Genomic DNA, 19,754 nt, shown 5'->3' on the forward strand with positions numbered 1-19,754 from the left:
GTCACGCGCAACGCTACCGATGATGGAACAATAAATACAACGTATGAAAAAACGTATTCCCACTCTTCTGGCCACCATGATCGCCAGCGCCCTTTATAGTCATCAGGGGCTGGCAGCCGATCTCGCCTCACAGTGTATGTTGGGCGTGCCGAGCTACGATCGTCCTCTGGTAAAAGGCGATACCAACGATCTGCCGGTTACTATCAATGCCGATAACGCTAAAGGTAACTACCCGGACGATGCCGTTTTTACCGGCAACGTGGACATTATGCAGGGGAATAGCCGCCTGCAAGCGGATGAAGTGCAGCTTCATCAGAAGCAGGCGGAAGGTCAGCCGGAACCTGTACGCACCGTCGATGCGCTGGGTAATGTGCATTATGATGACAATCAGGTCATCCTTAAAGGGCCGAAGGGCTGGGCGAACCTGAACACCAAAGACACGAACGTCTGGGAAGGCGATTACCAGATGGTGGGCCGTCAGGGGCGCGGTAAAGCCGATCTCATGAAGCAGCGCGGCGAAAACCGCTATACCATTCTGGAAAACGGCAGCTTTACCTCCTGTCTGCCTGGCTCCGATACCTGGAGCGTGGTGGGGAGTGAAGTCATCCATGACCGTGAAGAACAGGTTGCGGAGATCTGGAACGCCCGGTTTAAAGTAGGTCCGGTTCCGATCTTTTATAGCCCCTATTTACAGCTCCCCGTCGGTGACAAACGTCGCTCAGGTTTCCTGATCCCGAACGCGAAATACACGACCAAGAACTATTTCGAGTTCTACTTACCGTATTACTGGAACATCGCGCCCAATATGGACGCCACCATCACCCCGCACTATATGCACCGCCGCGGCAATATTATGTGGGAGAACGAATTCCGTTATCTCACGCAGGCAGGCGCCGGGTTGATGGAATTAGATTATCTGCCTTCTGATAAAGTCTACGAGGACGAACATCCCAAAGAGGGCGATAAGCACCGCTGGTTATTCTACTGGCAGCACTCAGGCGTGATGGATCAGGTGTGGCGTTTTAACGTCGATTACACCAAAGTCAGCGACTCCAGCTACTTTAATGATTTCGACAGTAAGTACGGTTCCAGTACCGACGGCTACGCAACGCAGAAATTCAGCGTCGGCTACGCCGTACAAAACTTTGACGCTACGGTGTCGACCAAACAATTCCAGGTGTTTAACGATCAAAACACCAGCAGCTACTCTGCGGAGCCGCAGTTAGACGTTAACTACTACCATAACGATCTCGGGCCGTTTGATACCCGGATTTACGGCCAGGCGGTACATTTCGTCAACACCAAAGACAATATGCCGGAAGCGACCCGCGTCCACCTGGAGCCAACCATTAATTTGCCGCTCTCCAACCGCTGGGGCAGCCTGAACACCGAAGCGAAGCTGATGGCGACGCACTATCAGCAAACGAATCTGGACAGCTATAACAGCGATCCAAACAATAAAAATAAGCTGGAAGATTCGGTTAACCGCGTCATGCCGCAGTTTAAAGTCGACGGTAAGCTCATCTTCGAACGCGATATGGCGATGCTGGCGCCGGGGTATACCCAGACGCTGGAACCACGCGTGCAGTACCTGTATGTGCCGTACCGCGACCAGAGCGGCATCTATAACTACGATTCTTCTTTGCTGCAATCCGACTATAACGGCCTGTTCCGCGACCGCACTTATGGCGGTCTCGACCGTATTGCTTCCGCCAACCAGGTCACGACAGGCGTCACAACACGCATTTATGATGATGCCGCCGTTGAACGTTTTAACGTTTCTGTTGGTCAAATCTACTATTTCACGGAGTCTCGCACCGGCGATGACAACATTAAATGGGAGAATGACGACAAAACCGGTTCGCTGGTTTGGGCAGGCGACACTTACTGGCGTATTTCAGAACGCTGGGGGCTGCGTAGCGGAGTGCAGTACGATACCCGTCTGGATAGCGTCGCTACCAGCAGTAGCAGCCTCGAATACCGTCGGGATCAGGATCGTCTGGTACAGTTGAACTACCGCTATGCCAGCCCGGAATATATTCAGGCTACGTTGCCTTCGTATTATTCCACGGCAGAGCAGTATAAAAACGGCATCAACCAGGTGGGCGCGGTGGCAAGTTGGCCGATTGCCGATCGCTGGTCGATTGTCGGCGCGTACTACTTCGATACCAATTCGAGCAAACCTGCAGACCAGATGCTCGGCTTGCAGTACAACTCTTGCTGCTATGCGATCCGCGTCGGATACGAACGTAAGCTGAACGGTTGGGATAACGATAAACAACACGCGATTTATGATAACGCGATTGGCTTCAACATTGAGCTGCGCGGTTTGAGCTCTAACTACGGCCTCGGCACGCAAGAAATGTTGCGTTCGAACATTCTGCCGTACCAAAGCTCTATGTAATCTGATTGATTTACAACGTAATCCGCATTGCGGTTAATTGAAATGGAAAAAGTATGAAGAACTGGAAAACGCTGCTTCTCGGTATCGCCATGATCGCGAATACCAGTTTCGCTGCCCCCCAGGTAGTCGATAAAGTCGCAGCCGTCGTCAATAATGGCGTCGTGCTGGAAAGCGACGTTGATGGCTTAATGCAATCAGTCAAACTCAACGCGGGTCAGGCAGGTCAGCAGCTTCCGGACGACGCCACGCTGCGTCACCAGATCCTGGAACGTTTGATTATGGATCAAATTATCCTGCAGATGGGTCAGAAGATGGGGGTGAAGATCACGGATGAGCAGTTGGATCAGGCCATCGCCAACATCGCCAAACAAAACAATATGACGATGGATCAGATGCGCAGCCGTCTGGCTTACGATGGGCTGAACTATTCAACCTACCGTAACCAGATTCGTAAAGAGATGATTATCTCTGAAGTGCGCAACAACGAAGTTCGTCGCCGTATCACCGTTTTGCCGCAAGAAGTTGACGCGCTGGCAAAACAGATTGGCACCCAAAACGACGCCAGCACCGAGCTGAACCTGAGCCATATCCTGATTGCTCTGCCGGAAAACCCAACCTCCGAGCAGGTTAACGACGCGCAGCGCCAGGCGGAAAGCATTGTTGAAGAAGCGCGTAACGGCGCAGATTTCGGCAAACTGGCGATTACCTACTCTGCCGACCAGCAGGCGCTAAAAGGCGGTCAGATGGGCTGGGGCCGTATCCAGGAGCTGCCGGGGATTTTCGCCCAGGCGCTGAGCACCGCGAAGAAAGGCGACATTGTCGGCCCGATTCGCTCCGGCGTCGGCTTCCACATTCTGAAAGTAAACGACCTGCGCGGTCAGAGCCAGAGTATCTCCGTGACCGAAGTTCACGCTCGTCATATTCTGCTTAAGCCGTCGCCGATCATGAACGATCAGCAGGCGCGCCTGAAGCTGGAAGAAATCGCGGCTGACATTAAGAGTGGTAAAACCACATTTGCCGCTGCGGCGAAAGAGTACTCTCAGGACCCGGGCTCCGCTAACCAGGGCGGTGATTTGGGTTGGGCTACGCCAGATATTTTCGATCCGGCGTTCCGCGACGCGCTGACGAAGCTGCATAAAGGCCAAATAAGCGCGCCGGTACACTCCTCTTTCGGCTGGCATCTGATCGAATTGCTGGATACGCGTAAGGTAGACAAAACCGATGCGGCGCAGAAAGATCGCGCTTATCGTATGCTGATGAACCGTAAATTCTCAGAAGAAGCGGCGACCTGGATGCAAGAACAGCGCGCCAGCGCTTACGTTAAGATTTTGAGTAACTAATGAGCAGTGCGCAACGCGTTGTTATCACTCCCGGCGAACCCGCCGGGATTGGCCCCGATCTTGTCGTCCAACTGGCGCAACGCGCGTGGCCGATTGAACTGGTCGTCTGTGCGGACGGCGCGCTCCTGACGGAGCGGGCCGCCATGCTCGGCCAGCCCCTCTCGCTTCTCCCTTACTCGCCTGATGTCCCCGCTGCGCCGCAGCCCGCGGGAACGCTGACCCTATTGCCGGTCTCGCTGCGCGCGCCTGCCATCCCCGGTCAGTTGACGGTAGAAAATGGCCCCTACGTGGTAGAGATGCTGGCGCGAGCGTGTGATGGCTGTCTGAACGGTGAATTTGCCGCGCTGATCACAGGCCCCGTGCACAAAGGCGTTATTAACGACGCAGGCATTCCGTTTACCGGTCATACCGAGTTTTTCGAAGAGCGTTCGCAGGCGAAAAAAGTCGTGATGATGCTGGCAACCGAAGAACTTCGCGTGGCGCTGGCGACCACGCATCTGCCGCTACGGGCGATTGCAGACGCCATCACCCCTGCGCTTTTGCACGAAGTGATTGCTATTTTGCATCACGATTTGCGGACCAAATTTGGTATTGCCGAACCGCGCATTCTTGTCTGTGGCCTGAATCCGCACGCGGGCGAAGGCGGTCATATGGGCACGGAAGAGATAGACATCATCATTCCGGTGCTCGACGAGCTGCGGGCGCAGGGGATGAAACTCAACGGGCCGCTACCTGCTGATACGCTGTTTCAGCCCAAATATCTCGATAATGCCGACGCGGTGCTGGCAATGTACCACGATCAGGGCCTGCCCGTGCTAAAATACCAGGGATTCGGTCGGGGAGTGAATATTACGCTCGGCCTACCTTTTATTCGAACCTCCGTTGATCACGGCACCGCGCTTGAACTGGCGGGCCGAGGAAAAGCGGATGTCGGCAGTTTTATTACGGCGCTTAATCTCGCCATCAAAATGATTGTTAATACCCAATGAATAATCGAGTCCATCAGGGCCATTTAGCCCGTAAACGCTTCGGGCAAAACTTTCTCAACGATCGGTTTGTGATCGACAGTATTGTTTCTGCTATTAATCCGCAAAAAGGCCAGGCGATGGTTGAAATCGGCCCCGGTCTGGCGGCGCTGACGGAGCCGGTCGGCGAACGACTGGATAAGCTCACGGTCATTGAACTTGACCGCGATCTGGCGGCGCGTTTGCAAACCCATCCGTTTTTAGGGCCGAAGCTGACTATTTATCAGCAGGACGCCATGACCATGAACTTTGGCGAACTGTCTGCGCAGTTGGGCCAACCGCTGCGTGTGTTCGGCAATCTGCCCTATAATATCTCCACCCCGCTGATGTTCCATCTCTTTAGCTATACTGATGCCATTGCCGACATGCACTTTATGTTGCAAAAAGAAGTGGTAAATCGTCTGGTTGCAGGGCCGAACAGCAAAGCGTATGGTCGTTTAAGCGTGATGGCGCAATATTACTGTCAGGTGATCCCGGTGCTTGAAGTGCCGCCATCCGCCTTCACGCCGCCGCCCAAAGTGGACTCCGCCGTGGTGCGTCTGGTTCCACACGCAACAATGCCTTACCCGGTTAAAGATATTCGCGTGTTGAGCCGTATTACCACCGAGGCCTTTAACCAGCGCCGTAAAACGATCCGTAACAGTCTCGGCAACCTTTTTAGCGTTGAGACGTTGACGGAAATGGGTATTGACCCGGCAATGCGCGCGGAAAATATCTCTGTCGCGCAGTACTGCCAGATGGCCAATTATCTGTCGGAAAACGCGCCTTTGAAGGAGAGTTAAACATGATCAATTCGCCCAGAGTGTGTATTCAGGTGCAAAGCGTCTACATTGAGGCGCAATCCTCACCTGACGATGAACGTTACGTTTTTGCCTATACCGTAACCATCCGCAATCTGGGCCGGGCGCCAGTGCAGCTATTGGACCGCTACTGGCTGATTACCAATGGTCATGGCCGTGAAACCGAAGTCCAGGGCGAAGGTGTGGTTGGCGTCCAGCCGCGCATTGCGCCTGGCGAAGAGTATCAGTACACCAGCGGCGCGGTAATTGAAACGCCGCTGGGCACCATGCAGGGTCATTACGAAATGATCGATGAAAATGGCGACGCCTTTACCATCGACATTCCCGTGTTTCGACTCGCCGTCCCTACACTCATTCACTAAAATTATAACAATGGCAACTTATCTCATCGGCGACGTTCACGGTTGCTACGACGAACTGATCGCCTTATTACAGCAAGTGGAATTTACGCCAGACACAGACACTCTGTGGCTGACTGGCGATTTGGTCGCCCGCGGTCCTGGTTCGCTGGACGTGTTACGCTACGTCAAATCACTTGGCAATAGCGTGCGTTTGGTGCTGGGGAATCACGATTTACACCTGTTGGCCGTATTCGCCGGGATTAGCCGCAACAAACCTAAAGACCGGCTGACCCCGCTTCTTGAAGCGCCGGACGCCGATGAGCTGTTGAATTGGTTACGCCGTCAGCCACTGTTGCAGGTAGATGAAGAGAAAAAGCTGGTCATGGCGCATGCGGGTATTACCCCGCAGTGGGATTTGCAGACGGCAAAAGAGTGCGCCCGCGATGTTGAAGCGGTGCTGTCGAGCGACTCGTACCCGTTTTTCCTCGACGCGATGTATGGCGATATGCCGAATAACTGGTCGCCGGAGTTAAGCGGTCTGGCGCGGCTACGCTTTATTACTAATGCCTTTACCCGTATGCGTTACTGCTTTCCTAACGGTCAACTGGATATGTACAGCAAAGCGTCGCCGGAAAATGCCCCTGCGCCGCTGAAGCCGTGGTTCGCCATTCCGGGACCGGTGAGCGAGGCTTACAGTATTGCTTTCGGGCACTGGGCGTCGCTGGAAGGGAAAGGGACGCCGGAAGGTATTTACGCGCTGGATACCGGCTGCTGCTGGGGCGGGGAGTTGACCTGTTTACGCTGGGAAGATAAACAGTATTTTGTGCAGCCGTCAAACCGCCAGATGGATATGGGCGAAGGCGAAGCGGTCAACGCCTGATAGGTTTATGCCTGATGGCGCTACGCTTATCAGGCCTACATCCGGCTACATCCGGCTCAAGAGTAGGCCGGATAAGGCGTTTCGCCGCCATCCGGCACTACAGTATTAACGACGTTCCAGAATCTCGAAACAATAGCTGTGAGAATTCTGCGCGTCGGCATCGTGAAACTCACTGAATACCGATTCCCAGTCATCCGGTTCATAATCCGGAAAATGGGTATCGCCTTCGACTTCCGCATCAATATGCGTCAGATAAAGCTTCTGCGCCTTTGGCAAGAACTGCTCGTACACGCGCCCGCCGCCAATGACCATAATTTCCGGCGCATCGCCGCAAGCGGCAATCGCCTCATCGACAGACTTCACCCACTGCACGCGATCGTCGGTGCCCGGCTGGCTGCTGATAACAATATTTTTACGTCCCGGTAAGGGGCGTCCGATGGACTCCCAGGTGTGACGTCCCATGACGACAGGTTTATTTAACGTGTTACGTTTAAACCAGGCGAGATCGGCAGGCAGGTTCCACGGCATGGCGTTTTCCATACCGATGACGCGATCCACCGCTAACGCCGCAATCAGACTGATCATTAATTATTTCCTGATACAAAAAAAATTGCCGCCACTATACGTAAAGCGCAATCTTTCGTCGACTGACGAAAAGAGGATGAGCACGAAAATTTTTCGTTCTGCTGGCGACGCCACTCATTTGATGTGGAGCGCCAGCATTACAGTAGTTCAAAAACAGCCAATTAGCAGTAAAGTTTGCAGAACATCACATTTTTTACTTTAGATTGACGGTTTGACCTCGGGTTCATCAGCGGCCTCCCCGGAATGTTTGCCCTCAGCCGTTCCCTGCCAGCCGTGGCGCTGAATCAACGACAGATGCTCCCGGTCCTCGGTAATAATTTCGCTCAACATCGCGCTGGTACGTTTATAGGCGGCGGCGCGAGATAACGGATCGTTTTCCCCTTTCGCCATCTCTTCCACCATCCGGGTATTAAAATGACGGAACAGATCCGCGCGCTCGCGGGCTTCATAACGCCCCAGCCCCAGCGCCTCCAGCGCCTGTCGCCCGCTTTTGAGCGCGCCTTCGAAGGTTTCACGTTCGGGCATCGCCACACCAGCCTGGCGCAGGCGAATGTAATGATCGACATCACGGGCGCGGGCGATAATCTGCAGATGCGGGAAATGCGACTTCACCAGTTCACTCAGTTGCAAATTGGTTTGCGGATCGTCAATGGCGTTAATCAATACCTCCGCCTTCGCCGCTCCGGCAGATTCCAGTAAATCCATACGCGTCGCGTCGCCATAAAAAACCTTCATGCCGAATTTACGCAGCGTTTCGATATGATCGGGGTCGTGATCGAGCACCACCATCTTCACCCCGCTCGACAGCAGCAAACGCCCGGCTATCTGACCAAATCGTCCAAACCCGGCCACAATAACCCGCGGTTGCTCTTCGTCGATTTCATCCGCCTCGCGCGCTTCCCCCGTCGCGGTCTTCTCCATGCGCGTCAGCAGCACCAGAAAAATCGGCGTTGCCGCCATCGACAGCGCGACCGCCAGCGTCAGCGCTTTTGCCCATTCCGGCTCAAGTACATCCGCCATTTGCGCCGCGCCAAAAACCACAAACGCAAACTCACTTCCCTGGCCTAATAAGACGGCAAACCAGCGACGCTGTTTTGCCGGTACGCCCAGCGGCCTCGCGACCAGCCACAGCATGACGATTTTGATTGCCAGAAAACCGGCCAACAACAGCAGAATGCGCAGCGGATTCTCCACCAGCGTGCCGAAATCAATCGACATGCCGACGCCAATAAAGAACAGCCCCAGCAGCAACCCCTTAAAGGGTTCAATATCGCTTTCCAGCGCATGACGATATTCTGAACTCGCCAGCAGAACGCCCGCCAGGAACGCGCCCATCGCCATTGACAGCCCAACCTCTTCCAGCAACAGGCCGAAACCAAACACCAGAAATAGCGCCACGGCGCTGAACACTTCCCGCAAACCAGAACGCGCGACAAAGCGCAGCGCCGGGCGCGTGACGTAGCGTCCCAGCAGCACCACCAGCGCCAACGCGCCTGCGACTTTCAACGCCGATAGCGCAAACGCGCCAAGCGTGGTGGATGCGCCGCTGGCGGCCAGCAGCGGAATCATCGCCACCAGCGGGATCGCCGCGATATCCTGGAACAAGAGCACTGCAAATGCGCTACGCCCTACTTGCGAAACGGTCAGGTTACGCTCATTCATTGCCTGCATGGCGATAGCCGTGGACGAAAGCGCCAGCGTCATGCCAATCAGTTCCGCCACCTGCCAACGCAGGCCAAGAAACATGCAGAACAGACCAATCAGTCCGCCGCAGACCACCATTTGTAACGCGCCGCCGCCAAATACCGAGGCGCGCAGCTTCCATAACCGTTGCGGGTCCAGCTCAAGCCCAATAACAAACAACATCAGCACGACGCCGATTTCCGCAAAATGCAGAATAGATTCGGCGTCCGTTACCAGCCGTAGCCCCCAGGGGCCGATAATGCAACCCGCAATCAGATACCCCAGCACCGATCCTAAGCCCAAACGTACCGCAATCGGCACAATCAGCGCCGCCGAACCAAGATAGATCAGCGCCTGCAGTAGAGTATGGCTATCCATGATTCACCTCCTGCCATGCCAGTAAACGCTGTTTATACTGACGCGCCTGCGCCTGTAAGGTGTCGTCATCGCAAATGAACGTGCAGTGCATGGCAAACGGCGGCAGCCATTTGAGGCCACAATAGAGCGCCGTCGCCTGTAGCGGCTGAGAAAGGACGTCAAATCCCGGATGTGAACCGATAGCAAAGTGGTTTTCACCACCGCCGGTCGTTACCGCCCACAGCAGATGTTTACCGTGTAATGCCGTACCGCCATGACCGTAAGCCCAGCCGTGGGTGAGGACTTTATCCATCCATAATTTGAGTAAAGGAGGGACGCTGTACCACTGCATCGGATGCTGCCAGACGATAAGACTCGCGCGCGACAGCGCCTCCTGCTCGGCGGCAACGTCAATATTGAAATCGGGATAGAGGTGATAAAGCGAACGTATTTCGACGTTTTCCAGCGTCCCTGCCTGTTCAAGCATCCGCTTATTCGCATGAGAATGATGCGGATACGGATGCGCATAAATAATGAGGATCATGATTAGCCTGTGATGATCTGTTTTTTATTACAAAGTGTAGTGACAAATTCGCCAGGCTAATAGTGAATATTATTGAGCGGCTAATCAGAAAAAATTGAATTAACGCCAGCCAGGAGTTGACGCCATCCTGCCCCCGGAAGACGCTCTCGAAGGGCCGCAGGCGTTTGCGGAAAAGCGCGATCCGGTGTGGAAAGGTTGGTGATGATGGCAGCCTTAAATTGCTGACCAATCGGTTTAAGGCCTTCTTGTCGGGCGGCGCTGCGCTAAATTTGCCTGTAATGACTGTAATATCAATCCATTACATGATGACACAGGCCCAATAAGCGCAGCGCCAACAGCATCTGAACCTCCAGACACGGTGGATGCCAGATCGCCGACGCATAAATTAACCTAATGGGTCAGGTACTTAGAGCATGGCCCAGTAGGCGTAATTGTTGAAGCCAGTTTGGGGCCGACCAGCGCGCAGAAACCGGAGCGTACACGTAGTACGTGAGGATTTTGAGCACTGCCCGGACCCAAAATGGCGAATAAAATAGCCTAATGGGTCAGGCACTTAATCTTTCGCCATGCGGTTAAATTGCTCAATAGTAAGATCCCACGGCTCACGGGCAGCATCCGGCATAAAACTGCCGTCATCCACGCCAATTTCGTCCTTGATAATTTTATTCAGTTTTTCATTCATCGTAAGAATGAGATCCTGATATTTCTGTTTATCAGCAGCAAGGTTATGGTTCTCATCGGGATCATTTTTAAGATCGTAAAGTTCAAGATCGTTGTACTTAATAAGATCCTCCCAGGTTTCCGGCGTATTATGCTCCCTTAGCGAGAAATAACGCGCAAACTTATAACGGCCATCGTTAATCATGCGCGTCCCTGAACGATGGCTAAAATCAGGATGCAGATGGGATATTTCCTGCTTGATTTGCGCCACCGTTTTTTGTTTATCTCTTTGTAGCGCGATAACGCGGTGGAGATAATGGGCATCGGTATACAAGATCATGCCATAGCAATATAAGCTGGCATTTCTCACCGCATTAACCGCAACGCCTTCCGGGTTTTTTAGCAATCCGCTAAAATTAACGCCTTTGCGGTTGCCTAACGCCTGGTGCTGTTTTTCTTCCGGCAAACCGGTCAGCCCAACTAATGTCGGCGCAATATCAAGATGACAGGTCAACGCCTGACATTTCTTATTACCGGGGTACGCCGGGTGGGAAATAATCATCGGTACATGGATCTGTTCTTTATAAACGGAAGCGCCTTTACCGTGCATCTGATGGCTTCCGCCTAATTCGCCATGATCGGCAGTAAATACAACAATCGTTTTATCAGTTAACTTGAGGGCATCAAGTTCATTTAATATCCGGTCAAGGTGAGTATCACAATCGCGGATACAGTTGAAATAGTAGTCAAGCAGTTTACGCCAACGACGATCTTCATCAGGAAACTGCCCTTCCAGCGCAGCGCGCGCCGTCTGGTATTCAAGATGCGCCGGCGGTCTTCCCTGCTCATTGAATGACTGATGCCTGTTTGCCGGCAGCGGATAGTTCGGCCAGCTTGCCTGATAAAGTTCGTTTTCCGGTGGCTGCGTGGGCGCCAGGGTATTATCATCCTGATCCAACTCGCCACGCCACTGTACCTTTTCTCCCTCTTTATCGGTATCAATAAACATGACGTCATGAGGATTAACGAGGTTAACGGCCAGGAACCAGGGCTTGTGTTGGCCATTCAAGGGCTGCCCCTTGCATCTTAACCAATTTATAGTCTGAGCCGTGGTGGTTGAATCATAAAAATAGCCGCCTTTACTATGGCCTATAATATCGCCGATGCCGTGATAGTCAGCAAAACCATATTTTTCCATAATTTTATGTAATTCTGGTTCAGGAATATCCCCGACATCAATATCCTCATCTTTTTCGTCAGGCAAAGGCTTCTCCAGTTTTTCTGTAAGATGCCACTTACCTTTATAGGCCGTATAGTATCCCAGTTCCCGCATCATATGGCCTGTGGTTCCAAGAGCGGGGTCAAGGTCATAAGGCATCCAGGGTAATCCCAGATTATCAAACATCTTTGTCTGGGGCATATGTAAGCCGGTATACAATACGGAGCGGGAAGGCGTACAGACATTACTGGTATTCTGATGATTACAGAATGTCACCCCCGTTTTCATGAGCCGCTCTCTGCCGGGTACCGGGAAAGGAAACGTAGGAAAAAAACGCTCCTGGTCGGTCACGACTAACAGAATATTATATCCTTCTGGCAATTTTTCCGGGATTTCGCCGGTAAACGGTTTATCCCACGCCGGTTTCGCCTTGACGGCACATTTTTCATCAGCTTTTACCGCGCCGGATAGCATACCGCCGGCGGCAAGAATACCGGCGCTGGTTAACAGTTTCCTACGCGTAAGATCCGTCTCTTCTGCGGACAGATTTTTTTTATTACTCATATTATTATACCTGTAGTCAGTAACTTTATCACATATTCATTTATTACTGTACGAGGAAGCGTGGATATGTATCAATGCCTTCCGGGTAAGAATATGTGTTATAAATTGATTTGTATTTCAAATTAGAAATATATTAATAAATGAGCATAATTCATTGAAAAATTATTTAGATGAAAAGTTCATTGTTTTTATTTTAGAGATACAACTGCAGACATTACTTCATAAAAAAATACATTATTAAACATACTCTATAGCTCTGTGTTCGTGCCTTTTCCCTTCAACTACGGTGATTACCCTATGCCGCTACAATAAAATCGCCCCGAAAGAAACACTATCAGTAACAGGCCGCGCAACCATAGACATACAACCGGTAATATCACTCTGGGAAATTAAAACATAACTCAATTCTGTTATGTTGCTTATGAATAAAACTAGCGTATTGCCGCGTGATTCAATAAAAATTACGCCATTAAAAGAAACAATATAAAAACTATTATTTACAGGGGGTTAAGTTTCTTTTTAGCTGGCAGTGCATTATTTTACATTGACAACAACATAAAGAGGTGACTATAACAAGATATAAGACGGTCACACCAAATAAGGCTATTTTCAGATAATCAACCGAGGTTATTACCCAAAATAATTCGAGTTGCTTAAAGGCGGCAAGGGAGTGAGTCCCCAGGAACATAGATAATTATGTGACTGAGGTGAGCGACAAATCTGCCGGGAGCAGATTTGAACGTCGCGTGCGACGGCCCGTCAGGGCGAGGCCCATGGGTGGGCCGAGTAATCCGTAGCCAACCCATAAGCAACCTGAAGTATGAAGGGGATAAATAATTTCGTTACGGATTACTGATATTGCGCAAACCTTATCATCAATGCAACAGGAACAGAACTATGAAAAAACGCATTATTGCCGCCGCATTACTGGCAACGGTTGCTTCATTCAGCACACTTGCGGCAGAGCAGGTCTCTAAACAAGAAATCAGCCACTTCAAACTGGTTAAGGTCGGCACCATAAATGTGTCCCAGAGTGGCGGGCAGATTTCCTCACCCTCTGATCTACGCGAAAAACTGTCAGAATTAGCCGATGCGAAAGGCGGAAAATATTATCATATTATCGCTGCACGTGAGCATGGTCCGAATTTTGAAGCCGTTGCCGAAGTTTATAACGATGCGACGAAATAAAGCTCTGATTGCGCCATAACGAGGGCACAGGCATGAAATAATAAGAGAGCGCCAGCAAGGTGCCATGTTACGTCACAATCCACTCAGGGCCGTCTGGAAACAGATGCTGGCCCTCTTTTTTATCAACAGTTCATCCGGGGCAGGCAAGTCGGTAGAATGTATGCGCGCAGGCAGTAAGCCCTTCGTGAATAAGACGGTTTTGCGGGCTGTTTTAAGATGATGTTTAATGCGCTTTTACCTGCCTGAACCAGTAATTTTCCATTTTCGTTATCCATTTCCCCTTTTTATTTTTCGGTATTACGCCAGCCCAAAGTAATTGCAGCTGTCGGTTATAGGTTCCAATAGCGTGTCCACCATACGCCCCTTCAAATGCTATCACCATGGGTCCCTGCCCTTTTACCCCCTCTTGTCCTTCATGGCAATAAAGCGCGTTGCGGTGAGTCACGTCAAGTTCATACTGCACGTTCAGTTTCACACATTTTTCCCCGCAGCCTTCTACTGGCGGCAATATTGTCATGGTATAAGGCGGGTTATCTGCCGTGGTTTTCCATGTTCCGATCAGGTCTTTGCAGGCGTTTATCTCCGTAGCCCCGGAGGCGGCAGAAAATAGCGCGAGAAAATAAAAAGGTATTAGTTTCAGTTTCATTACAGACTCCTGTTCCTTATACCTCATCATTTATACCTAATCATAAGGATAAATGCCCTGCGATATGTTTTTTTCCGGGAAATGTTGAGCCGCTGTTCAGAGAAATGTCGATGAGTGTAACCTCATGTAAGCGGACAGCGCGGTGGGGAAAGCGGGAACACGGGCGAATGGTCTAACGTATTTCGACGTTTTCCGGCGTCCCTGCCTGTTCAGGCATCCGTTTATTCGCATGGGAATAAATGGATGCGCATAAAGAGAGAATATTATTGAGCGGCTAACCAGAAAAAATTGAATTAATTATCCAGCTCGCTCATATTTTTCAGCTGATCGCGGTTAATCTGTTCGGTTTTCCCGGTGGCGGCGTTTTTGTAAGACACCATACCGGTATCGTTATCGACCTCGGGTTTCCCGTCGGTGACAATAGTTTTGCCATCCGTGGTTTCAACCGCCTGGTTAGAAGAGCATCCTGCGACGGTGAATAGTGTTGCTGCGGTAAACAGTGCGGTCATAAGACGTTTTTGCATGGTGTTCTCCCTGCTTTTCAGTTGTTTTAGCATGTGACTGTTAACTGTAGCGTTATTGGCGAAAAGCAGGGAGAAATGCAGAACACTCTTAACGAGGGTTATCCGATGGCGTTCCGCGCAAAGTCATGTTTCCGGTCTGTGTTAGCGTCAAGCCGCGGGTTTCCGGGGCAAACATCACCGATACGCCAAGCCCGACTAACGAAATCAACGCGCCAATCAGCATGACGTTATTAATACCGTAACGAGTAATGAAAATCGGTAATGCCCAGGTGGAGACAATGGTTCCGATGCGGCTTAATGACATGATGACCCCCACGGCCGAAGCGCGAATATCCGTCGGGAAGAGTTCATTAGGATAAAGCCATTGCAGTATGCCCGGTCCGCCGGAAAAGAAGGCGTATACCGCAAACGCCACCACGACCAGTATGATGCCCAGATTTGACACCAGCCCCAGCAGCGCCAGCGCGATAGTCATCATGGCGAAGCTGCCAATAAGCAGAGGGCGACGGCCAATACTGTTTAGCCAGAACATCGCCGGGATACAGCCCAGCATAAAAAAGAGGCTAATCACCACATTGCCGAGCGCCGCGTTGCGCCCCTGTTCCCAGCCGAGTAACCCGACGATCTGCGGCCCAAAGGTATAGATAGCGAACATCGGGATTACCTGACAGGTCCAGATAGCCGCAACGAACAGTACAAACGGAAAATGACGGCGGTTAAACAACTGCAGGAAGCGGGTCTTCTGCGGCGGCTCATCGTCAAAGCAGACCGGTTCGCCGAACAGTTTGATCATCATTTGTTCACACTCTTTTACCCGTCCTTTTCGCAATAGCCAGCGTGGCGATTCCGGCAGGTCAAAGCGGCCAATCAAAATGATTAAGCACGGGATAAAGGCGCTGCCAAGCATCCAACGCCAGCCGCCTTCCATGTCATACAGCCAGTAGCCCACCAGGTTGGCGCAGGTCGCGCCGACGTACCACATCGCGGCGATAAAACCGATGGAGAACGCGCGCTGGCGGGTGTTGGAAAACTCCGTAATCATGGAAGTAGCGATAGGGTAATCCGCGCCGATAACAATGCCAATTAAAACGCGCATCACCAGTAATTCAAGCGGCGTGGAAACAAACATGGTCGCCACGGAGATAACGCCGATAGCGATAATATCAAGCAGGAACATTTTACGCCGCCCGACTTTATCGCAAATATAGCCAAACAACGAGGTGCCGATAAACAGTCCGGCAAGCGTAGCCGCGCCGAGCGCGCCAATCCATTCAGCATCAAGGTGCAATAGCGGCGTCAGTTGTTCCAGCGCCACGCCAATGATCACCAGCACGTAGCCATCAAGGAACGGGCCGCCGCTTCCCCACAGCATAATTTTGCGATGAATGGAGGAGAATTTAAGGTCATCAAAGTTCCTGGGCTGCTGCATGGTGATGTCCTGTTTCAACACGGGCAAAGCGCATCTGTAGGCCGGATAAGGCGTTTCCGCCGCCATCCGGCATTGGCGCCACATGATTGCCGGATGGCGACGCTACCGCATCTTATCCGGCCTACGGGGGCACAACTTCGTACTTATTAGCCGTAGCGGAACTCCACGCCAAACGTCCCGCGCGGGTATTCCCATTTTTCCAGCGCCGTATCAAGGCCGAGGATCCGGCACGTTCCGCACTCCAGGCACCCGGCGTAATCAAAACGAACACTGCCGTCGTCCTGCTTTTTATACAGTCCCGCCGGACAGGCCTTAATCAGCACCTCCAGCGCCTGTTTATCAGGATCGGTTTTGAGAATGATGTGCGGGCTGTCTTCATCCACATTGAACTTATTGACGCCCAGTTTGACGTCCACATTGACGGGAGATGTCATAATACGGTCACTCCTTTCAGGCCATCTTTCATCAGGTTGATGAAGCCCACTTTCTTCGCATGGCGCAGGATTTTTTTACGCATCGGCACCGGAGCGGAGCCATCCACGGTGAACAGGTCGCGCGCGATATTGACCGCCATTTCGGGATAGGCGGTAAACATGCGGGGATTATCAAGAAAAGCTGGCAGTTTCTGATACATGCGCATATCGCGCATCGGACCTTCGTCCAGATGCTGACGGTATTCACCCAACGACTGCTTGCTAAAATCGTCACGCTTCATCGCCGAAAGCACCGTCTTCGCCGCCGCTTCGCCTGCGGATATGGCGAGATCCATACCCCGGATGGTAAAGCCGAGGTTCATACACATGCCGGCAGCGTCTCCGGCAATCAGTACGCCATCGCCCACCAGTTCAGGCTGCATATTCATTCCCGCCTCGGGTACAACGTGTGCGGCATATTCCACCAGCTTGCCACCGGCGATCAGCGGCGCAACGGCCGGATGCTGTTTGAAATCTTCCAGCATTTGCGGGACCGATTTTTTCGCGTCTTTCAGATGATGAAGTCCACAGACCAGCCCCAGGGAAAGGGTTGTTTCATTCGTATACAGGAAGCCACCGCCCATCAGACCATCGGTCGGCGCCCCGGCAAACAGACAGGCGGCACCTTCGTTGCCCTGTAGCTGAAAACGATCTTCAATGACCGACTTCGGCAATTCGATCAGTTCCTTCACGCCGACAGCAACATGCGATGCCTCAACACGCTTGGCCATGCCCAGCTTTTCAGCCAGCAGAGAATTCACCCCGTCAGCGAGGATTACGACTTTGGCTTCCAGAATATCGCCATCGGCTTCCACGCCCACGACTTTGCCATCACGCTGAACGACGTTATCGACGCGAATACCGGTGATCAGTTGTGCCCCCGCCTCTTCGGCCTGCTCCATCAGCCAGGCGTCAAATTTACTGCGCAAAACGGAATAAGAAACCTGCGACGATGCGGCGTCCTCGCCGTTGCAATAATCCATCGTCATCGCCCCTTTGTCGGTCATAAAGGCGAGTTTTTCGTGGGTGATCATGCGTTCAATGGGGGCCTGATCCGCAAAGCCGGGAATGATGCGTTCCAGGCTATGTGCATACAAACGCCCACCGGTGACATTCTTCGCGCCAGCAGAATTGCCGCGCTCGATAACCAGCACCTGTGCACCTTCGCGAGCAAGCACCAGCGCCGCAACCGAACCGGCCAGACCTGCACCCACGATGATGGCATCAAAGATATCTTCGGACATACGTACTCCTGTCAGCGGCAGGATACCTTCGCATCCTGCCCGAAATGGTTTATCGCGCTAAGGCAGCCGTCAGCGCAGGCAGGATCTTCAGCGCATCGCCAACGATGCCAAAATCCGCATACTGGAAGATTGGCGCGTTTTTATCTTTGTTGATGGCGAAAATCGTCTGCGCGCCGTTGGCGCCGACCATGTGTTGGATCTGCCCGGAGATCCCCACTGCCAGATACAGTTCAGGTTTGAGCATCAGGTTGGAGATACCGACGTAGCGCTCGTGCTCCATCCACTTCTCGTTTTCCGCCACCGGGCGGGAACAGGCCAGCTCGGCGCCAATCGTCTGGCACAGCGCTTCGGCCAGCGAGATATTCTCTTTGCTGCCGATGCCGCGTCCCACGCTGACCACCAGACGCGCTTTGTCGAGGTCAACGCTGTTGCTCTGACGCGCCTGGGTTGCGGTGCGGGTCACGGCAGTGGCCGGAGCCTGCCACTGCACGGTGTGCATCTCGCCGCTGCGAGAAGCATCCGGTTGTTGTGCGTCAAACGTTCCGCTGCTGAGCGTGATCACGGCAAACGGCGAAGCGATGGTTTCTGCCCCTATCGCCAGACCGCCGTAGACCATATGTTTAACCGCCGCTTTTCCATCCTGCAGGGCGACTTCGCTGGCATCGTTGGAAACCGCAGCCGACAAGCGATAGCCCAGCTTTGCCGCCAACAGCTTGCCCCGACGCGTATTCGGCAGCAGCACCGCGCCGCCCTCGCTATGCTGACGAATAGTCTCAGCCATCGCAGCAGCGTAGTCTTCGATCATGCGGTCTTCTGGTTTGCCGCTGAGCAGCCAGACATGATCCGCGCCCAAATGACATGCTGTCGCGCTGTCCGCTTCGTTCAGTACGAACGCGTTAACTTTTTCACCTACAGCCTGCGCGCCACTCATCAGTTCGGGCAGACGAGAAGGGGTATCGCTGAATACCCAGACACTGGAAAATTTGTTCATAACATCCCCTGATAATTAAATGATTTTGCGCAGATTCTCGACAAACGCGGCGATTTGTTCTTCACCGTCACCTTCAATCACCACACGCTGACGCTCGCGCTGCTTCGGTGCGGCAACCTGTTGTGCGGAATACGCGGGTACGCTGTTCAGCCCGATATCCGCAGGCGACCAGACCTGAACCGGTTTTTTCGCCGCGCCAAGAATGGCTTTCATCGAAGGGATTTGTGGGGTGTTAATGTCGGTGGAAACCGCGATCACCGCCGGGAGCGGGATGCTCAGCGTTTCAACTTCATCTTCCAGTTCGCGTTCTACCGTCAATGTGCTGTCGGTAAGAGAGAGGATTTTACTCACGCCGTTAATCGCCGGCATGTTCAGCGCTTCGCCCACCAGCAAACCAACCTGCTGAGCATAAAGATCGGAAGAACCGTCGCCGCAGATAAGTAGATCGAAACCTGATTTTTGCGCCGCGGCGGCCAGCGCGGTAGCGGTGTGTTGCGGCAGCGCCTGCTCAAATTGATCGTCAATGACCACAATCAGTTCATCAGGGCCACGAGAGAGGACATCTTTGCGCCCTTTTGCATTAGTCAGCGCTTTGCCGCCAACGCTCATGGCGACAACCTGAACGTCTCCCAACTGCTGTTTTAACTGGCAAGCAGCTTCAATTGCATTCAGATCATATTGGCTGATTTTGCTATCCGCTTTGCTGAAATCGAGTGTTCCGTCAGCATTATTAATCGCAATATCCTGCTCATCAGGTACGCATTTGTAGCAAGTAATTATCTTCATTGCATCTCCAGAAATCATGAAGGAAACGTATTTATATCGGCGGTGTTAAATACAGATATCACGCTCTTTAA

Annotated in this window: 18 protein-coding genes and 1 pseudogene; 8 read left to right on the plus strand and 11 right to left on the minus strand. The window is 52.4% G+C overall.

Features of this window, described 5'->3' with window-relative positions; all coding sequences use genetic code 11:
• The first annotated feature begins 43 nt into the window (after nucleotides 1-43).
• From lptD to apaH, 6 genes are read left to right on the plus strand one after another with little or no spacing between them, the layout of a single operon-like run.
• Complete coding sequence (lptD, locus tag EOS98_RS18770; RefSeq protein WP_000746119.1) at nucleotides 44-2,404, plus strand: LPS assembly protein LptD; 2,361 nt, start codon at nucleotides 44-46, stop codon at nucleotides 2,402-2,404.
• Between the two features lie 53 nt (nucleotides 2,405-2,457).
• Complete coding sequence (gene surA / locus EOS98_RS18775) at nucleotides 2,458-3,744, plus strand: peptidylprolyl isomerase SurA (RefSeq protein WP_000800482.1); 1,287 nt, start codon at nucleotides 2,458-2,460, stop codon at nucleotides 3,742-3,744.
• Nucleotides 3,744-4,733: a 4-hydroxythreonine-4-phosphate dehydrogenase PdxA gene (pdxA, locus tag EOS98_RS18780; protein ID WP_126524287.1), complete on the plus strand. Its 990-nt coding sequence runs from the start codon at nucleotides 3,744-3,746 to the stop codon at nucleotides 4,731-4,733. Before surA ends, pdxA begins: the two co-directional genes overlap by 1 nt.
• On the plus strand, nucleotides 4,730-5,551 hold the full coding sequence (gene rsmA, locus EOS98_RS18785; RefSeq protein ID WP_001065397.1) for a 16S rRNA (adenine(1518)-N(6)/adenine(1519)-N(6))-dimethyltransferase RsmA: 822 nt from the start codon (nucleotides 4,730-4,732) through the stop codon (nucleotides 5,549-5,551). The genes pdxA and rsmA overlap by 4 nt, the downstream gene beginning before the upstream one ends.
• A 2-nt stretch (nucleotides 5,552-5,553) precedes the next feature.
• On the plus strand, nucleotides 5,554-5,931 hold the full coding sequence (gene apaG / locus EOS98_RS18790; protein ID WP_126524288.1) for a Co2+/Mg2+ efflux protein ApaG: 378 nt from the start codon (nucleotides 5,554-5,556) through the stop codon (nucleotides 5,929-5,931).
• 10 nt (nucleotides 5,932-5,941) lie between these two features.
• Nucleotides 5,942-6,790, plus strand: coding sequence for a bis(5'-nucleosyl)-tetraphosphatase (symmetrical) ApaH (gene apaH / locus EOS98_RS18795; protein ID WP_000257211.1), 849 nt, complete (start codon nucleotides 5,942-5,944; stop codon nucleotides 6,788-6,790).
• A 105-nt stretch (nucleotides 6,791-6,895) separates the two neighbouring features.
• Here the strand turns inward: apaH and folA are convergent, their stop codons facing one another.
• The 3 genes from folA to kefF form a co-directional block, all read right to left on the minus strand.
• On the minus strand, nucleotides 6,896-7,375 hold the full coding sequence (folA, locus tag EOS98_RS18800) for a type 3 dihydrofolate reductase (RefSeq protein WP_000624379.1): 480 nt from the start codon (nucleotides 7,373-7,375) through the stop codon (nucleotides 6,896-6,898).
• 198 nt (nucleotides 7,376-7,573) lie between these two features.
• Complete coding sequence (gene kefC, locus EOS98_RS18810; RefSeq protein ID WP_000377163.1) at nucleotides 7,574-9,436, minus strand: glutathione-regulated potassium-efflux system protein KefC; 1,863 nt, start codon at nucleotides 9,434-9,436, stop codon at nucleotides 7,574-7,576.
• Entirely contained in the window at nucleotides 9,429-9,959 is a 531-nt protein-coding gene (gene kefF / locus EOS98_RS18815; protein ID WP_000600706.1) for a glutathione-regulated potassium-efflux system oxidoreductase KefF, read from the minus strand. Before kefF ends, kefC begins: the two co-directional genes overlap by 8 nt.
• A gap of 121 nt (nucleotides 9,960-10,080) precedes the next feature.
• On the opposite strand from kefF, the pseudogene EOS98_RS25165 reads away from it, so the two are divergent.
• A pseudogene (locus tag EOS98_RS25165) lies at nucleotides 10,081-10,161 on the plus strand (hypothetical protein); the annotation flags it as partial.
• Between the two features lie 351 nt (nucleotides 10,162-10,512).
• On the opposite strand, the gene EOS98_RS18825 reads toward EOS98_RS25165, so the two are convergent.
• Nucleotides 10,513-12,402: a sulfatase-like hydrolase/transferase gene (locus EOS98_RS18825; protein WP_126524289.1), complete on the minus strand. Its 1,890-nt coding sequence runs from the start codon at nucleotides 12,400-12,402 to the stop codon at nucleotides 10,513-10,515.
• An 897-nt stretch (nucleotides 12,403-13,299) separates the two neighbouring features.
• On the opposite strand from EOS98_RS18825, the gene srfN reads away from it, so the two are divergent.
• Nucleotides 13,300-13,590 carry a DUF1471 family virulence protein SrfN gene (srfN, locus tag EOS98_RS18830; RefSeq protein ID WP_000745961.1) on the plus strand — a complete coding sequence of 97 codons (291 nt, stop codon included), beginning with the start codon at nucleotides 13,300-13,302 and terminating at the stop codon, nucleotides 13,588-13,590.
• Nucleotides 13,591-13,813: 223 nt separating this feature from the next.
• On the opposite strand, the gene EOS98_RS18835 is transcribed toward srfN, so the two are convergent.
• From EOS98_RS18835 to EOS98_RS18865, 7 genes are all read right to left on the minus strand, one after another.
• The gene (locus EOS98_RS18835) at nucleotides 13,814-14,230 is read right to left on the minus strand and encodes a hypothetical protein (RefSeq protein WP_161460226.1); all 417 of its coding nucleotides are present in this window, start codon (nucleotides 14,228-14,230) and stop codon (nucleotides 13,814-13,816) included.
• Between the two features lie 299 nt (nucleotides 14,231-14,529).
• A complete protein-coding gene (locus EOS98_RS18840; protein ID WP_001172089.1) occupies nucleotides 14,530-14,760 on the minus strand; it encodes a YgdI/YgdR family lipoprotein in 231 nt (76 codons plus the stop codon).
• Between the two features lie 88 nt (nucleotides 14,761-14,848).
• Nucleotides 14,849-16,189: an MFS transporter gene (locus EOS98_RS18845; RefSeq protein ID WP_126524290.1), complete on the minus strand. Its 1,341-nt coding sequence runs from the start codon at nucleotides 16,187-16,189 to the stop codon at nucleotides 14,849-14,851.
• 146 nt (nucleotides 16,190-16,335) lie between these two features.
• Complete coding sequence (fixX, locus tag EOS98_RS18850; protein ID WP_000203736.1) at nucleotides 16,336-16,623, minus strand: ferredoxin-like protein FixX; 288 nt, start codon at nucleotides 16,621-16,623, stop codon at nucleotides 16,336-16,338.
• A complete protein-coding gene (locus tag EOS98_RS18855) occupies nucleotides 16,620-17,906 on the minus strand; it encodes an FAD-dependent oxidoreductase (RefSeq protein ID WP_023213706.1) in 1,287 nt (428 codons plus the stop codon). Before EOS98_RS18855 ends, fixX begins: the two co-directional genes overlap by 4 nt.
• A gap of 49 nt (nucleotides 17,907-17,955) precedes the next feature.
• A complete protein-coding gene (locus EOS98_RS18860; RefSeq protein WP_001032198.1) occupies nucleotides 17,956-18,897 on the minus strand; it encodes an electron transfer flavoprotein subunit alpha/FixB family protein in 942 nt (313 codons plus the stop codon).
• Between the two features lie 15 nt (nucleotides 18,898-18,912).
• Nucleotides 18,913-19,683, minus strand: coding sequence for an electron transfer flavoprotein FixA (locus tag EOS98_RS18865; RefSeq protein WP_126524291.1), 771 nt, complete (start codon nucleotides 19,681-19,683; stop codon nucleotides 18,913-18,915).
• Nucleotides 19,684-19,754 lie beyond the last annotated feature (71 nt).

Origin of the sequence: Salmonella sp. SSDFZ69 (assembly GCF_004010755.1) — a bacterium.
Classification (GTDB): domain Bacteria; phylum Pseudomonadota; class Gammaproteobacteria; order Enterobacterales; family Enterobacteriaceae; genus Salmonella; species Salmonella enterica.

Bases quoted from the DNA above. Each gene is read 5' to 3' on its own strand.
- apaH (WP_000257211.1), top strand. From the start codon at position 5,942: ATGGCAACTTATCTCATCGGCGACGTTCACGGTTGCTACGACGAACTG.
- EOS98_RS18845 (WP_126524290.1), bottom strand. From the start codon at position 16,189: ATGCAGCAGCCCAGGAACTTTGATGACCTTAAATTCTCCTCCATTCAT.
- EOS98_RS18860 (WP_001032198.1), bottom strand. From the start codon at position 18,897: ATGAACAAATTTTCCAGTGTCTGGGTATTCAGCGATACCCCTTCTCGT.
- lptD (WP_000746119.1), top strand. From the start codon at position 44: ATGAAAAAACGTATTCCCACTCTTCTGGCCACCATGATCGCCAGCGCC.
- surA (WP_000800482.1), top strand. From the start codon at position 2,458: ATGAAGAACTGGAAAACGCTGCTTCTCGGTATCGCCATGATCGCGAAT.
- EOS98_RS18855 (WP_023213706.1), bottom strand. From the start codon at position 17,906: ATGTCCGAAGATATCTTTGATGCCATCATCGTGGGTGCAGGTCTGGCC.
- pdxA (WP_126524287.1), top strand. From the start codon at position 3,744: ATGAGCAGTGCGCAACGCGTTGTTATCACTCCCGGCGAACCCGCCGGG.
- EOS98_RS18840 (WP_001172089.1), bottom strand. From the start codon at position 14,760: ATGCAAAAACGTCTTATGACCGCACTGTTTACCGCAGCAACACTATTC.
- EOS98_RS18825 (WP_126524289.1), bottom strand. From the start codon at position 12,402: ATGAGTAATAAAAAAAATCTGTCCGCAGAAGAGACGGATCTTACGCGT.
- apaG (WP_126524288.1), top strand. From the start codon at position 5,554: ATGATCAATTCGCCCAGAGTGTGTATTCAGGTGCAAAGCGTCTACATT.
- srfN (WP_000745961.1), top strand. From the start codon at position 13,300: ATGAAAAAACGCATTATTGCCGCCGCATTACTGGCAACGGTTGCTTCA.
- kefF (WP_000600706.1), bottom strand. From the start codon at position 9,959: ATGATCCTCATTATTTATGCGCATCCGTATCCGCATCATTCTCATGCG.
- folA (WP_000624379.1), bottom strand. From the start codon at position 7,375: ATGATCAGTCTGATTGCGGCGTTAGCGGTGGATCGCGTCATCGGTATG.
- EOS98_RS18865 (WP_126524291.1), bottom strand. From the start codon at position 19,683: ATGAAGATAATTACTTGCTACAAATGCGTACCTGATGAGCAGGATATT.
- rsmA (WP_001065397.1), top strand. From the start codon at position 4,730: ATGAATAATCGAGTCCATCAGGGCCATTTAGCCCGTAAACGCTTCGGG.
- kefC (WP_000377163.1), bottom strand. From the start codon at position 9,436: ATGGATAGCCATACTCTACTGCAGGCGCTGATCTATCTTGGTTCGGCG.
- fixX (WP_000203736.1), bottom strand. From the start codon at position 16,623: ATGACATCTCCCGTCAATGTGGACGTCAAACTGGGCGTCAATAAGTTC.